Consider the following 14,634-nt stretch of genomic DNA (forward strand, 5'->3'; position numbering starts at 1 on the left):
GATCGGTTGAAAAAGGGCTCTTTCGGAGCCCTTTTTTTGTGCCTGGCGGTTGACCCTTCGCGGCATGCAGCTTAAAACTTGGGGCTCACCGCAAGGGGCGCACCGATGATCACCAGCAAGCTGCCGAATGTCGGCACCACCATCTTCACCACCATGTCGCAACTCGCTGCCGAAACCGGTGCGCTCAACCTGTCCCAGGGCTTTCCCGACTTTAACGGGCCCCAGGAGTTGCTCGATGGAGTGGGCAGACACATTGCCCTGGGCCATAACCAATACGCCCCGATGACCGGCCTGCCGGTACTGCGCCAGCAAGTGGCGGCCAAGATCGCCCGCAGCTATGGCGCAACGGTGAATGCCGACAGCGAAGTGACCATCACCCCAGGCGCCACTGAAGCGATCTTCTGTGCGATCCAGGCGGTGATCCGCAGCGGTGATGAAGTCATCGTGTTCGATCCGGCCTACGACAGCTACGAGCCTTCTGTGGAACTGGCAGGCGGTCGCTGCGTACATGTGCAACTGGGCCTGGATGATTTCGCCCTGGACTTCGAGCAACTGCGCGCTGCGCTGTCGCCGCGCACCCGCATGATCATCCTCAACAGCCCGCATAACCCCACCGGTGCCCTGATCAGCCGTGCCGAGCTGGACCAGTTGGCCGAGTTGATCCGCGACCGCGACATCTACCTGGTCAGCGACGAGGTCTACGAGCACCTGGTGTTCGACGGTGTGCCCCACGTCAGCGTGCTGGCCCACGAAGAGCTGTATCAGCGTGCGTTTGTGGTCAGTTCGTTCGGCAAGACCTACCACGTCACCGGCTGGAAAACCGGCTACGTGGTCGCGCCGCCAGCCCTCAGCGCCGAGCTGCGCAAGGTGCATCAATATGTCAACTTTTGCGGCGTGACCCCGTTGCAGTACGCTTTGGCAGACTTCATGGCCGAACACCCGGAACACGTCGAGGAGCTGCCGGCTTTTTATCAAGCCAAGCGCGACCTGTTCTGCGACCTGCTGGAACCGTCGCGTTTCAGCTTTACCCGGGTGGCCGGTACCTACTTTCAATTGGTGGATTACTCACAGATTCGCCCGGACCTGGATGACGTCGCCATGTCGCTGTGGATGACCCGCGAACACGGCGTTGCGACCATCCCGGTCTCGGTGTTCTACCAGAACCCACCGCAAGGCCAGCGCCTGGTGCGACTGTGCTTTGCCAAACGCGAGGAGACGCTGCGTCAAGCAGCCGAGAAACTATGCGTGATCTGAGTGCACTGCCCAACCTGAACATCGCCCTGGTGCAAACCACCCTGGCCTGGCACGACCGCCAGGCCAACCTGGAGCATTTTGAACTGTTGCTGGAGCAGGCCAAGGGTGCCGACCTGATCGTGCTACCGGAGATGTTCACCACCGGTTTCTCGATGGAATCGGAAACCCTCGCCGAGCCTGAAAACGGCCCCACCCATCAATGGCTGCAGGCCCAGGCGAAGAAGTACAACGCGGTGATCACCGGCAGCGTGATCATCCAGGCCGCCGATGGCAGCCATCGCAACCGCCTGCTGTGGGCGCGACCGGATGGTGAGGTGTTGCACTACGACAAGCGTCACCTGTTCCGTATGGCCGGTGAACACGACCACTACACCCCCGGCGAGCGCCAGGTGCAGTTCGAACTCAAGGGGTGGCGGATTCGTCCGTTGATCTGCTACGACCTGCGATTCCCGGTGTGGAGTCGTGACGCCCAGGACACTGACTTGCTGCTGTACACCGCCAACTGGCCGGGCGCACGTCGCCAGCACTGGAACCGTCTGCTGCCGGCACGGGCCATTGAAAACCTGTGCTACGTGGCGGCGGTGAATCGGGTGGGCACGGACGGCAAGGGCTTTGCCTACACCGGCGACAGCCAGGTCGTGGACTTCCAGGGCGAAAGCCTGCTGAGCGCAGGGGAGGCGGACGGGGTGTTCCAGGTGTGCCTGGACGCAGCGGAATTGGCGGAGTACCGCACACGCTTCCCGGCGAACCTGGATGCGGACAGCTTCGAGTTCGTATAAATCGTTCCCACGCTCTGCGTGGGCACGCCTCTTGTGACGCTCCGCGTCACGCTTCGGGACGCGGAGCGTCCGAGCTGCATTCCCACGCGGAGCGTGGGAACGATCATAAAAAAGGCCCCTGGATTCTCATCCCGGGGCCTTTCGCATTTCAGCGGTCAGTGTTTATGCCGCTTTCGCTTCCAGCTGGCTCAACGAGCGGTTCAGCGCGCTGAACACCGCCTTGAAGCTCGCCGTGGTGATGTTTTCATCAATGCCCACGCCATGCACCGGACGCTCACCGTTCACTCGCAGCTCGATGTAGGCCGCCGCCTTGGCATTGGTGCCGGCGCCAATCGCGTGTTCGTTGTAATCCATGATCTCCACACCAATCGGCAGCCCGGCCACCAGCGCTTCCAGGGCGCCGTTGCCTTTGCCGTGCCAGCGCAGGTTGGTTTCGCCCTGGCCCTTGCCGGAGACTTCAACTTCCACCGAGCTGTTGCCGTTCTCTTCCTGCAAGCGATGGCTGACCAGCGCGTAAGGAATGTTGGCTTGCAGGTATTCACGCTGCAACAAGCTGTAGATCTGCGCGGCGGTCATCTCCAGGCCCACTCGGTCGGTTTCGGCCTGTACCACCTGGCTGAACTCGATCTGCATGCGGCGCGGCAAGCTGATGCCGTATTCCTGCTCCAGCAGGTAGGCGATGCCGCCTTTGCCCGACTGGCTGTTGACGCGAATCACCGCCTCGTAGCTGCGGCCGATGTCGGCCGGGTCGATCGGCAAGTACGGCACTTCCCACAAGGCGTCGTCTTTCTGCTGGGTGAAGCCCTTGCGGATCGCGTCCTGGTGGGAGCCGGAGAAGGCGGTGTGAACCAGGTCGCCGACGTACGGGTGACGCGGGTGAACCGGGATCTGGTTGCACTCTTCGACGACTTTGCGAATACCGTCGATGTCGGAGAAGTCCAGCTGAGGGTCGAGGCCCTGGGTGTACATGTTCAAGGCCACGGTGACCAGGTCGACGTTACCGGTACGCTCGCCGTTGCCGAACAGGCAGCCTTCGACACGGTCGGCGCCGGCCATCAGGCCCAACTCGGTGGCGGCTACGCCGGTGCCACGGTCGTTGTGGGTGTGCAGGCTGATGATCACGCTGTCGCGACGGTTGATATGACGACCGAACCACTCGATCTGGTCGGCATAGATGTTCGGGGTGGCGCACTCGACGGTGGCTGGCAGGTTGAGGATCACCTTGTGCTCAGGCGTCGGGTTCCAGACCTCGATCACCGCGTCACAGACTTCCTTGGCGAACTCAAGCTCAGTGGCGCTGAACGTCTCTGGCGAGTATTCGAAGGTCCACTGGGTTTCCGGCTGCTGGGCGGCGTATTTGACGAACAGCTTGGCCGCGTTGACCGCGATCGCCTTGATGCCATCCTTGTCCTGGTTGAACACGATGCGGCGGAACGACGGCGAGGTGGCGTTGTACAAGTGAACGATGGCTTTCTTCGCCCCGCGCAGGGATTCGAAGGTGCGTGCGATCAAGTCTTCACGGCCCTGGGTCAGCACCTGGATGGTGGTGTCCTCGGGGATGTGATTGTCTTCGATCAGGGTGCGCACGAAGTCGAAATCGGTTTGCGACGCAGCCGGGAAGGAGGCTTCGATTTCCTTCACACCGACGGCCACCAGGGTCTTCCAGAAACGCAGCTTTTTCACCGCGTCCATCGGTTCGATCAGCGACTGGTTGCCGTCGCGCAGGTCGGAACTGCACCAGATCGGCGCGGTGGTGATGGTTTTCGAAGGCCAGGTGCGGTCCGGGATATCAATGGTCGGGAACGCGCGGTACTTCGAAGACGGGTCTTTGAGCATGCTCATCGGGAAATCCTTTGTCTAGGGGCCGAGAAAAGGCGGCCTGCCGTAAAACTGTTATTGGGGATAAAGCGGAAGACGAGGCAGATCGATTCAGCCTGGCAGTCGTGCGCTGACTAGGCACAGGCTGCGGTGCTGGCGGAGCTGAATGAGGGTGTGAGAGGTTTTCATAGGTCCAACCCTAACCGCCGGGGTGAAAGATGGCAAGCAGTCGGAAAAAATTGAGAGAAGTTCTGCTATTGCTGAGGAAAACGAGATTTTATGGTTGAGAATTGTGCGCGGGGTTGTTTTGTTTGCGCACCCTTTGCCGGGTGCGCAATTGAGCATCAGGGCTGAAACGCGCCGATAAAGATCGCCGGATCCACCCGTGCGTCGTTCAGGCTGATGTTCCAATGCATATGCGGCCCGGTCGCCCTGCCAGTGGAACCGACCTTGCCCACCACCGCACCACGAGCCAGTTGCTGGCCCACGCTCACATCAATCTTCGACATATGGCAGAACATGCTGATAAAGCCCTGGCCATGGTCGACAAACACGGTGTTGCCGTTGAAGAAGTAGTTGCCGGTCAGGATCACCTTGCCCGCTGCCGGGGTCTTGATCGGCGTGCCGGCGCCCACGGCAAAGTCCAGGCCGGAATGCGGATTCCGCTCCTCGCCATTGAAGAAACGTCGTACGCCGAACTTGCTCGACAACGGCCCGTTCACCGGCTTGTCCAGCAGCAGGTTGCTCGGCGTGTTCGGGCTGAAACTGCGATACGCCTTGAGCTGAACCGCCAGCTCGCCTTCGATGCGCTTGAGTTGCGCCGGGTCCGGGTTCACCTGGCTCTTGTTCTTCAGGGTGATGTGCTGCTCGGGGTATTTCTTGAAGCCCACGACAAACGGCAGGTTCTGGCTGCCGCTGGTAATGCGTTGGGTGCCGGGCTTGACCGTCAGCGGGATGCCCACAATCGCCAGCCAGTTGTTTTGCTCCTTCACCACCAGCACTGGGCGGTTCATGTAGGTGGCTTTGGGCGCCGTGGCCGAAGTGCCGAGGTCGACCACCGCCACGCCACCGGGCACCGGCTTGTTCAGCAGGCGGGTGATGTAGCTGTCGGCATGGGCGTTAAAGGTCAGGCACAGCAGCATCAACAAACTTAAAAAGCGTGGCATCAATCAATCCAGTAACGAGAGGGTGACGGGCGTCAGGTGGTTGTCTTCCACCCGTACCTGCAATTGGCCTTCACCGAGGCGCGCGGTCAGGCGCTGGCCGGTGTGGGTTTGCGCGGCGTTGCGAATCGCCTGGCCGCGTTCGTCGAGCAAGATGCTGTAGCCGCGTCCAAGCGTCGCCAGCGGGCTGACCACGTGCAGCGTCTGCACCTGGCTTTGCAGTTGCAGGCGACGGGCCTTGAGGCCTTCGCGCATGGCACGGGGCAAGCGTTCGGCAAGGCTGTCCAGGCGTTGGCGCAACAGCGCCAGTTGGCGGCCGGGGTGTTGGCCGGCGAGGCGGGTTTCCAGGCGGATCAAACGCTCGCGACGGGTGTTGAGGCTGCGCTCGAAGGCACGCCGCAGGCGCATGTCCAGGTCATCCAGGCGCTGGGCCTGTTGGCGCAGGCGCTCGCCCGGGTGACGCAGGCGACGAGCCATGCCTTCCAGGCGCAGGCGGTCGTGGGTCAGGCGGTTGCGCATCAGCATCACCAGGCGGCGGTGCAGGTTCTCTACCTGGCGAGTCAGGTGGCTGGAGTCCGGCGCCAACAACTCGGCAGCGGCGGAAGGCGTTGGGGCGCGTACGTCGGCGACAAAGTCGCTGATCGACACATCGGTCTCATGGCCAACGGCGCTGACGATGGGCGTCACGCAGGCGTCCACGGCACGCGCCACGGCTTCTTCGTTGAAGCACCAGAGGTCTTCCAGCGACCCGCCGCCACGGGCCAGGATCAGCGCGTCGAAGCCGCGTGCATCGGCCAGCTTCAGTGCGCGGACGATCTGCGCCACGGCTTCACGACCTTGTACGGCTGTCGGGATCAACGTCAGTTCCACGTTGGGTGCCCGGCGGCGGAACACGCTGATGATGTCGCGAATCACCGCGCCGGTGGGCGAGCTGATAATCCCGATGCGCCGTGGGTGTGCGGGCAGCGGCACCTTGCGCTCGACACTGAACAGGCCTTCGGCGCTGAGTTTTTCCTTCAGCGCGTCGAAGGCCAGGCGCAGTGCGCCGTCACCGGCCGGCTCCACCGTGTCGAGAATCAGCTGATAGTCGCCACGGCCCTCAAACAGCGAGACCTTGCCCCGCACCTTCACCGCCAGGCCGTCTTTCAACGCCTGGCGCACCCGTGCGGCGTTCTGCCGGAACAGCGCACAACGCACCTGGGCGCCACTGTCCTTGAGGGTGAAATACACGTGGCCGGAGGCCGGGCGGGCGAGGTTGGAGATCTCGCCTTCGACCCAGATATTGGTGAACACGTCTTCCAGCAACACCCGCGCGCGGCCGTTGAGCTGGCTGACAGTCAGGACTTCGCGGTCCAGGCCCAGACGGGCAAAGGGATCTTTAATCATGGGCGGCAGTTTATAGGCATTCGTGCAGGGTTTGACAGAACTGCTCCACCAGCGCGCTCGGCGTTTGCTGGCAGGCGAGGGCGACGGTGCTTTGGCAATCGGGATCGGCCAGGGGTAAAAAATGGATGTTGGCCGGCGCAATGTCCTGCATCGACTTCGGCAGCAAGGCGATCCCGAATCCGGCCTGGATCAGCTGTAACTGCGTGGTCTTGCGCGACATCACCCGCGCCGCCTTGGGGAAAAATCCTGCACGCATGCACAACTCGGCTGACAGGTAACTCAGCCCTCCGCGCTGGGGGTGAGGGATCGAGATAAACGCTTCGTTCTTCAGTTGCGCCAAATCGATACCGGATGTGTGCCCGGCCAACCGGTGGTTCGGCGGCACGGCCAGCAACAGTCGCTCGCTATATAAAGGCACGATGCGCACGCCTTCGCGCTGGCGCAACACCGGTAAGCGCAACAGCCCGACCTCCAGTCGGCCGTCGGCGATTTCTTCCAACTGGGCTTCGGAGGACAGTTTGGCGATGTCCATCGATACGCCCGGGCATCGTTCCAGCCAGGCACCGATGCCGCGCAGCAGGCGGCCACTCATCGGCACCGTGCTCGAATGGCTCATCCGCAGCGTGCCGAGCTGTCCATTGCCCACTTGCGTCGCCATCTCACTGGCCTTGAGCAGTTCGCCCAGCAGGTTGCGTGCCCGCGGATAAAAAGCCTCGCCCGCAGCCGTCAGCCGTGGCTGGCGCGCAGTGCGTTCAAACAGCGGCGTTTGCAGCAGGTTTTCCAGCTCCTTGATCTGCCGGCTCAGTGCCGATTGCGCCACAAACAGCCGCTCGGCCGCTGCGCTGAAGCTGCCGCTCTCGGCGATTTCGACGAAGTAACGCAATTGCCGGGTGGAAATCACAAGTCATGCCTTTTCGAGATGAGTGATGGGCTTTGAAGATATTAGTCGCAACGCTTGCCAATGGCTAAAGTGATGGCCATCTCTAATAAGGAATACGTCATGAGTCCGGTCGAGCTGTTGAGTCATTGGTCATTGGTCGTTTGGCGGTGTGGACTGGCTGGTGATCGGCGTGGCGATTGCCCTGGCGTATATCGTGTTCGGCATTGCAGGCTTTGGTACCGCATTGGTGGCGGGGCCGATCCTGATTCTGTTCATGCCGCTGTCGAAGATCATCCCCTTGCTGGTGCTGCTGGATTTTGTCGCGGCCTTCGGCAACCTTCTGCAATCGCGCCGGGATGTGGTGAAACCGGAGTTGTTCAGGCTACTGCCGTGCATGGCGATTGGCTGCACCCTTGGGGTGATCTTCCTGCTCAACCTGCACTCTGATTTATTGCTGCTGTTGATGGGGCTGTTTATCAGCGCCTATGCGATCTACAGCCTGGCGGTGAAGGCCAAGCCCACGCAGATGGCAGCCGGCTGGGCGATTCCCATGGGGGTTGTCGGCGGGCTGTTTGGCGCGTTGTTTGGCAGTGGCGGCTTTCTGTATGCGATCTACCTCAACAGCCGATTGCCCAAGGATGGCGCGCGGGCGACCCAGAGTGCGTTGATCAGTTGCAGCACGGTGGTGCGCCTGAGCCTGTTTCTGATCGCGGGCGTGTATGCCGAGCTACCCTTGTTGATGTTGGCGGTGTGCCTGTTGCCGGCCATGGCGCTCGGGCTGTGGGCGGGGCGGCGGTTGACCCTGCGCATGTCCCGCGAGGCGTTTGTGCGGTTGGTGACCTGGCTGGTGCTGGCCAGTGGCATTGCCTTGATTGCCCGTTACTTGAGTACTTGACCTGATTGTTTCAGGGATTAAGCTGCCAGCCTTCAGGGCCTCTTCGCGAGCAAGCCCGCTCCCACATTTGGAACGCATTCCCCCTGTGGGAGCGGGCTTGCTCGCGAAGGCGCCAGTAGCCACGCCGCAGGACTCCCATGAATTCCCAAAGCATCCTTGTCCCGAAAATCTCCACGCTACCCGTCCACGAACCCCGCGCCCGGGCGATCGTGCGCTGGCTGGTGCGCAAGAACATCGTCAAGGAAGAACTCACCACCTGCGGGCGCACCGGCAACCGCATGGGCTATGCCCTGGCCGACGGTGCCCGCGCCGTGGTGCTGCACCCCGACGCGCTGCCGTTCAACGAGCCGATCAACGGCCTGGAGATCATCTACAAGCGCTGCATCTACACCCCGGCCAAAGGCTTCCTGGAAGAGGCCGGCTGTCCCGAGTGCCTCAAGGAAGTCGGCGAAGCCCTGTTCGAAAGCCTGGAAGACTGGATGCCCGGCCACACCGATAACTTCACCTGCCCGCTGTGTGGGCATGAGGACGACATCAACGGTTTCCTGTTCCTGCAGGAATGCGGCTTTTCCAACCTGGGATTCATCTTCAATAACTGGGCGGAGGCGGGGTTCAAGCAGAGTTTTATCGACGAATTTGCCGACTGGCTGGACCAGAAGATGAGCTGGGTCAAAGTCGAACTTTAATTCGATGTGAGCGTTCCCACGCAGAGCGTGGGAACGCTCAGTGCTGCAAAAATCATCCATCTATCAGTATTACCAAGTTTGTCAGAGTTTTACATTGAACCCGAGGGGGTGTCTGACTATAATGGCGCGCTTCCATTTTCCCGCTCGGGAGCCCCCGCGATGCTGCGTATCAGCCAAGAAGCTCTGACATTCGACGACATTCTCCTAGTGCCCGGTTATTCCGAGGTGCTTCCTAACGAAGTCAGTCTCAAGACCCGCCTAACCCGTGGCATCGAGCTGAATATTCCTCTGGTTTCCGCTGCCATGGACACCGTCACTGAAGCCCGTTTGGCAATCGCCATGGCTCAGGAAGGCGGCATCGGCATCATCCACAAGAACATGACCATCGAGCAGCAAGCTGCCGAAGTTCGCAAGGTCAAGCGTTACGAAGCCGGTGTGGTCAAGGACCCGATCACCATCGAGGCCGATGCCACCGTTCGTGACCTGTTCGACCTGACCCGCCTGCACAACATCTCCGGCGTTCCGGTGCTGCACGATGGCGACCTGGTCGGCATCGTCACTTCCCGTGACGTGCGTTTCGAGAACCGCCTTGAAGTCACCGTCCGTGAAGTGATGACGCCTAAAGAGCGCCTCGTTACTGTCAAGGAAGGCGCCGACAAGAACGATGTGCGCGAGCTGCTGCACAAGCACCGCATCGAACGCGTACTGATCGTCGACGACAAATTCGCCCTCAAGGGCATGATGACCGTCAACGACATCGAAAAAGCCAAGGCTTACCCGCTGGCCAGCAAGGACGATCAAGGTCGTCTGCGCGTAGGCGCTGCGGTCGGTACCGGCAAAGACACCGGTGACCGTGTAGCGGCCCTGGTGGCTGCCGGTGTTGACGTGGTGGTGGTCGACACTGCCCACGGTCACTCCAAAGGCGTGATCGACCGCGTTCGCTGGGTCAAACAGAATTTCCCTGACGTGCAAGTGATCGGCGGCAACATTGCCACCGGCGCTGCCGCCAAGGCCCTGGCCGAAGCCGGTGCCGATGCGGTCAAGGTCGGTATCGGCCCTGGCTCGATCTGCACCACCCGTATCGTGGCCGGTGTAGGCGTACCGCAAATCAGCGCCATCGCCAACGTCGCCGCGGCCCTTGAAGGCACTGGCGTACCGTTGATCGCCGACGGCGGCATCCGTTTCTCCGGTGACCTGTCCAAGGCCATCGTCGCCGGTGCTTCCTGCGTGATGATGGGCTCGATGTTCGCCGGTACTGAAGAAGCGCCGGGCGAGATCGAACTGTTCCAGGGTCGTTCGTACAAGGCTTACCGTGGCATGGGTTCCCTGGGCGCCATGTCCCAGGCTCAAGGCTCTTCCGACCGCTACTTCCAGGACTCCTCCGCGGGCGCCGAGAAGCTGGTACCGGAAGGCATTGAAGGGCGTGTTCCGTACAAGGGCACCCTGAGCGCCATCATCCATCAACTGATGGGCGGCCTGCGTTCCTCGATGGGCTACACCGGCAGCGCCGACATCGAAGAAATGCGCACCAAGCCTGAGTTCGTGCGGATCACCGGTGCCGGCATGGCCGAGTCCCACGTCCACGACGTACAGATCACCAAGGAAGCGCCAAACTACCGCGTAGGTTGATGCTTCCAGCAAATAGTTAAGTAACCGGGGCTGTCTTATTCAGCCCCGAGTTGTTTCTGATTCATTAGACGAGACTGATCTCATGGCCCTCGACATTCACGCCCACCGCATCCTGATCCTCGACTTCGGTTCCCAGTACACTCAGCTGATCGCCCGCCGCGTGCGTGAAATCGGCGTGTACTGCGAACTGCATCCGTTCGACATGGACGACGAAGCGATTCGCGAATTCGCTCCAAAAGGCGTCATTCTCGCCGGCGGCCCCGAGTCCGTGCACGAAGCCAACAGCCCTCGTTGCCCGCAGGCGGTGTTTGACCTGGGCGTGCCGGTCTTCGGTATCTGCTACGGCATGCAGACCATGGCCGAGCAACTGGGCGGCAAGGTTGAAGGTTCCGAGCTGCGTGAATTCGGTTACGCCCGTGTCGACGTGGTCGGCAAGAGCCGCCTGCTGGACGGCATCGAAGACCACATCGACGCCGACGGCCTGTTTGGCCTCGACGTATGGATGAGCCACGGTGACAAGGTCACCCGGATGCCGGAAGACTTCCACATCCTGGCCAGCACCCCGAGCTGCCCGATTGCCGGCATGTTCAACGACGAGCGCGGCTACTACGGCGTGCAGTTCCACCCGGAAGTGACCCACACCAAGCAAGGCGGTCGCATCCTGTCGCGCTTTATCCTCGACATCTGCCAGTGCGAAGCCCTGTGGACCCCGTCGAAGATCGCTGAAGACGCCATCGCCAACGTACGTGCCCAGGTCGGCACCGACAACGTCCTGCTGGGCCTGTCCGGCGGCGTTGACTCCTCCGTGGTTGCGGCGCTGCTGCACAAGGCCATCGGCGACCAACTGACCTGTGTCTTCGTCGACAACGGCCTGCTGCGCCTGCACGAAGGCGAGCAAGTGATGGCCATGTTCGCCGAGAACATGGGCGTCAAGGTGATCCGCGCCAACGCTGAAGATCAGTTCCTGAACAACCTGGCCGGCGAGTCCGACCCGGAGAAGAAGCGCAAGATCATCGGTCGCACCTTCATCGACGTATTCGATGCCCAGTCCAACAAACTGGACAACATCAAGTACCTCGCCCAGGGCACCATCTACCCGGACGTGATCGAATCGGCCGGCGCCAAGAGCGGCAAGGCCCACGTGATCAAGTCCCACCACAACGTGGGCGGCCTGCCTGAGGAAATGAACCTCAAGCTGGTAGAACCACTGCGCGAACTGTTCAAGGACGAAGTCCGTCGTCTGGGCCTCGAACTCGGCCTGCCGTACGACATGGTCTACCGCCACCCATTCCCGGGCCCGGGCCTGGGCGTGCGGATCCTCGGTGAAGTGAAGAAAGAATACGCCGACCTGCTGCGTCGCGCCGACCACATCTTCATCGAAGAACTGCGCAAGGCCGACTGGTATCACAAGGTCAGCCAGGCGTTCGTAGTGTTCCAGCCAGTCAAGTCGGTTGGTGTCGTAGGCGATGGTCGTCGTTACGCCTGGGTTGTGGCCCTGCGTGCGGTGGAAACCATCGACTTCATGACCGCCCGTTGGGCGCACCTGCCGTACGAACTGCTGGAGACGGTCAGCGGTCGTATCATCAATGAGATCGAAGGTATTTCGCGCGTGACTTATGACGTGTCGAGCAAGCCGCCGGCGACCATTGAGTGGGAATGATCCTGCCGTAGCAGGTGAGCGCTGAATAACAAAACCCCGGCCTGGTGCCGGGGTTTTGTGTTTCTGGCGTTTGTCTACCGCCGCGCAATATCCGAAAAGTAAAACTTATCCAGCGTATGCCGCGACTCGGTGTACTCGAACTGCCGTCCATCCTGCAAAAACGTCTGGTTGCTCACCACGATCACATGGCTCTGACCTTCGAGGTCCAGGTGTGTCTGATCGTCCTTTCCCCGTGGCAGCGCTTCGATGGTGCGCTGGGCATAGCTGATCTGCAGCTGCAAGGTCTGTTCGATAAACGCATAGATCGACTGCTCGGCAATCTCCCGATCCAGCCCCGGTATCAGGTCGGCGACGAAGTGGTTGATGTCGAGGATCACCCGTTTGCCATCGATCCGCCGCACCCGTTTGACCCGGGTGATGAGGCTGCCAGCTTCGGCCTCAATGTGCTGCATCAACGGGCCTTCCAGCGGGAACTGGCTGAACTCCACCACTTCGGTACTGACGTCGTCGCCGAGGGCGGCATGGGTCTCGCGAAAGCTGACGATACCGCCGAGCTGGAACTCGATGGGGTTGGGTGACAGCACGAAGGTGCCCTTGCCGTGGATCTTTTGCGCGAAGCCGCGCTCCTGCAATTGCTCGATCGCCCGGCGTACCGTGCCACGGCTGGCCTGGTAGGCGTCCATCAGTTCGGTTTCGGAGGGCAGGCGCGTGCCGCGTTGCAGGCGTTCGGTGGTGATGCTGGCAAGCAGATCGGTATAGATCTGGTTGTATTTACTCATGGGGAAGGGCTCTGTGCCACGTTGGCGTTCAAGGCAGGAACCTTAGTGGCAGCGATGGGGTTTGTCCATGCAACCCATTGTAGAACTCGGAAATTTCTGACTCAAAAAACAGAAAATTAATCATTTTCAAACTCGTACATACGAGTTATTGCTTTAACTCGTACAGACGAGTACTTTTGGCTTCGGCGTGCTGCCTATGACCGCCCAATAAAAAAAACCAGAGTGGATACCAAGCATGAGCCACGACTATCCGAATATTGCCCGCGAGATTCTCAAGAACCTCGGCGGCAGCGACAACCTTGAGCAAGCTGCCCATTGCGTCACCCGCTTGCGCCTGGCCCTCAAGGACCCGAGCCTGGCCAACAGCGGCGAGCTGAACCAGGTCGACCTGGTCAAGGGTTCGTTCTTCACCGGCGGTCTGTTCCAGATCGTGATCGGCCCCGGCGAAGTGGAAAAAGTCTACGCCGCCCTGCGTGAGCAAACGGGCCTCGCCGCGTCGACCATCGCGGACGTGAAACAGAAAAGCGCCGACAAAATAAACCCGATGCAGCGCCTGGTGCGGGTGTTCTCCGATGTGTTCATGCCGATTTTGCCGGCGCTGATCATTGCCGGCTTGCTCATGGGGGTGAACAACCTGATGGGCGCCAAGGGCATGTTCATCGCGGACAAGACCTTGCTCGACGCCTATCCGAACCTGGATGGCCTGTGGAGCCTGATCAACCTGATGGCCAACACCTCGTTCGTGTTCCTGCCGGCACTGGTGGGCTGGTCGGCGGCCAAGCGCTTTGGTGGCAGTGAAATCCTCGGCATTGTCCTCGGCCTGATGCTGGTGCACCCCGATCTGCTCAACGCCTGGAACTACGGCAAGGCGGTCGCCGGCCTCGACGGCCAGAGCCTGCCGTATTTCGATATTTTCGGCTGGTTCAAGATCGAGAAGGTCGGCTACCAGGGCCAGATCCTGCCGATCCTGCTGGCCGCCTACGTGATGAGCGTGATTGAGAAATGGCTGCGGGCACGGGTGCCGAATGCCATTCAGTTGCTGGTGGTGCCGATCACTACCATCGTCGTCACCGGCGTACTTGCGCTGGCGATCATCGGCCCGGTGACCCGCCACCTCGGCATCCTGATCACCGAAGGCGTGGTCACTCTGTTTGACCTGGCGCCGATGGTCGGCGGCGCAATCTTCGGTCTGCTGTATGCACCGCTGGTGATCACCGGCATGCACCACATGTTCCTCGCCGTGGACCTGCAACTGATCTCCACCCAGGGCGGCACCTTTATCTGGCCGATGATCGTCATGTCCAATCTGGCCCAGGGCAGCGCGGCGCTCGGCGTGTTCTACATGAGCCGCAATGCACGGGACAAGAGCATGGCGTCCACCTCGGCGATTTCCGCCTACTTCGGCATCACCGAGCCGGCGATGTTCGGGGTCAACCTGCGCTTCAAGTTTCCGTTCTACGCGGCGCTGACCGGCTCGGCGCTGGGCAGTATTTTCCTCTCGCTGAACAAGGTGCAGGCCTCGGCGATTGGCGTGGGTGGCTTGCCCGGGTTCATCTCGATCATCCCGCAGTACATCCCAAGTTTTGTCATCGGCATGGTCGTCGCGATTGTCGTGCCGTTTGTTTTGACCTGTGTGTTGAGCATGAAAATTGTCCGGCCTGGCTACCGGGTCGCCTGATCTACCGCTATCGCAGGCAAGCCAGCT

At 61.0% G+C, this 14,634-nt stretch carries 12 protein-coding genes; 7 read left to right on the forward strand and 5 right to left on the reverse strand.

Annotated elements, in window-relative coordinates; translation table 11 throughout:
* Positions 1-105: 105 nt before the first annotated feature.
* Positions 106-1,254, forward strand: coding sequence for a pyridoxal phosphate-dependent aminotransferase (locus HX824_RS21140; protein WP_008438276.1), 1,149 nt, complete (start codon positions 106-108; stop codon positions 1,252-1,254).
* The gene (locus tag HX824_RS21145; RefSeq protein ID WP_003209658.1) at positions 1,242-2,033 is read left to right on the forward strand and encodes an amidohydrolase; all 792 of its coding nucleotides are present in this window, start codon (positions 1,242-1,244) and stop codon (positions 2,031-2,033) included. Before HX824_RS21140 ends, HX824_RS21145 begins: the two co-directional genes overlap by 13 nt.
* 162 nt (positions 2,034-2,195) lie before the next feature.
* Here the strand turns inward: HX824_RS21145 and leuA are convergent, their stop codons facing one another.
* From leuA to HX824_RS21165, 4 genes are all read right to left on the reverse strand, one after another.
* Positions 2,196-3,875 carry a 2-isopropylmalate synthase gene (leuA, locus tag HX824_RS21150; protein ID WP_003209657.1) on the reverse strand — a complete coding sequence of 560 codons (1,680 nt, stop codon included), beginning with the start codon at positions 3,873-3,875 and terminating at the stop codon, positions 2,196-2,198.
* 320 nt (positions 3,876-4,195) lie between these two features.
* Complete coding sequence (locus tag HX824_RS21155) at positions 4,196-5,017, reverse strand: peptidoglycan DD-metalloendopeptidase family protein (RefSeq protein WP_008438272.1); 822 nt, start codon at positions 5,015-5,017, stop codon at positions 4,196-4,198.
* Between the two features lie 3 nt (positions 5,018-5,020).
* Complete coding sequence (gene xseA, locus HX824_RS21160) at positions 5,021-6,400, reverse strand: exodeoxyribonuclease VII large subunit (protein ID WP_177020410.1); 1,380 nt, start codon at positions 6,398-6,400, stop codon at positions 5,021-5,023.
* A 10-nt stretch (positions 6,401-6,410) separates the two neighbouring features.
* Positions 6,411-7,301 carry a LysR family transcriptional regulator gene (locus HX824_RS21165; protein ID WP_177055025.1) on the reverse strand — a complete coding sequence of 297 codons (891 nt, stop codon included), beginning with the start codon at positions 7,299-7,301 and terminating at the stop codon, positions 6,411-6,413.
* A gap of 124 nt (positions 7,302-7,425) precedes the next feature.
* Between HX824_RS21165 and HX824_RS21170 the strand changes: the two genes are divergently transcribed.
* From HX824_RS21170 to guaA, 4 genes are all read left to right on the forward strand, one after another.
* Positions 7,426-8,175, forward strand: coding sequence for a sulfite exporter TauE/SafE family protein (locus tag HX824_RS21170; RefSeq protein ID WP_177055039.1), 750 nt, complete (start codon positions 7,426-7,428; stop codon positions 8,173-8,175).
* 137 nt (positions 8,176-8,312) lie between these two features.
* Complete coding sequence (locus tag HX824_RS21175; protein ID WP_003209647.1) at positions 8,313-8,861, forward strand: hypothetical protein; 549 nt, start codon at positions 8,313-8,315, stop codon at positions 8,859-8,861.
* A gap of 159 nt (positions 8,862-9,020) precedes the next feature.
* Positions 9,021-10,490 (forward strand): IMP dehydrogenase, encoded by a 1,470-nt coding sequence (guaB, locus tag HX824_RS21180; protein ID WP_003209646.1) that lies wholly within the window; start codon positions 9,021-9,023, stop codon positions 10,488-10,490.
* Between the two features lie 82 nt (positions 10,491-10,572).
* The gene (gene guaA, locus HX824_RS21185; protein ID WP_003209644.1) at positions 10,573-12,150 is read left to right on the forward strand and encodes a glutamine-hydrolyzing GMP synthase; all 1,578 of its coding nucleotides are present in this window, start codon (positions 10,573-10,575) and stop codon (positions 12,148-12,150) included.
* A gap of 74 nt (positions 12,151-12,224) precedes the next feature.
* Here guaA and treR read toward each other — a convergent pair whose 3' ends face one another.
* Positions 12,225-12,929 carry a trehalose operon repressor gene (gene treR, locus HX824_RS21190; protein ID WP_003209636.1) on the reverse strand — a complete coding sequence of 235 codons (705 nt, stop codon included), beginning with the start codon at positions 12,927-12,929 and terminating at the stop codon, positions 12,225-12,227.
* A 235-nt stretch (positions 12,930-13,164) separates the two neighbouring features.
* On the opposite strand from treR, the gene treP reads away from it, so the two are divergent.
* Entirely contained in the window at positions 13,165-14,607 is a 1,443-nt protein-coding gene (gene treP / locus HX824_RS21195) for a PTS system trehalose-specific EIIBC component (RefSeq protein WP_008438268.1), read from the forward strand.
* Positions 14,608-14,634 lie beyond the last annotated feature (27 nt).

Source organism: Pseudomonas sp. D4002, from assembly GCF_013385665.1.
Taxonomy (GTDB): Bacteria; Pseudomonadota; Gammaproteobacteria; order Pseudomonadales; family Pseudomonadaceae; genus Aquipseudomonas.

Coding starts and splice junctions, on each gene's coding strand:
- HX824_RS21140 (WP_008438276.1), top strand. CDS start 106: ATGATCACCAGCAAGCTGCCGAATGTCGGCACCACCATCTTCACCACC.
- HX824_RS21145 (WP_003209658.1), top strand. CDS start 1,242: ATGCGTGATCTGAGTGCACTGCCCAACCTGAACATCGCCCTGGTGCAA.
- leuA (WP_003209657.1), bottom strand. CDS start 3,875: ATGAGCATGCTCAAAGACCCGTCTTCGAAGTACCGCGCGTTCCCGACC.
- HX824_RS21155 (WP_008438272.1), bottom strand. CDS start 5,017: ATGCCACGCTTTTTAAGTTTGTTGATGCTGCTGTGCCTGACCTTTAAC.
- xseA (WP_177020410.1), bottom strand. CDS start 6,400: ATGATTAAAGATCCCTTTGCCCGTCTGGGCCTGGACCGCGAAGTCCTG.
- HX824_RS21175 (WP_003209647.1), top strand. CDS start 8,313: ATGAATTCCCAAAGCATCCTTGTCCCGAAAATCTCCACGCTACCCGTC.
- guaB (WP_003209646.1), top strand. CDS start 9,021: ATGCTGCGTATCAGCCAAGAAGCTCTGACATTCGACGACATTCTCCTA.
- guaA (WP_003209644.1), top strand. CDS start 10,573: ATGGCCCTCGACATTCACGCCCACCGCATCCTGATCCTCGACTTCGGT.
- treR (WP_003209636.1), bottom strand. CDS start 12,929: ATGAGTAAATACAACCAGATCTATACCGATCTGCTTGCCAGCATCACC.
- treP (WP_008438268.1), top strand. CDS start 13,165: ATGAGCCACGACTATCCGAATATTGCCCGCGAGATTCTCAAGAACCTC.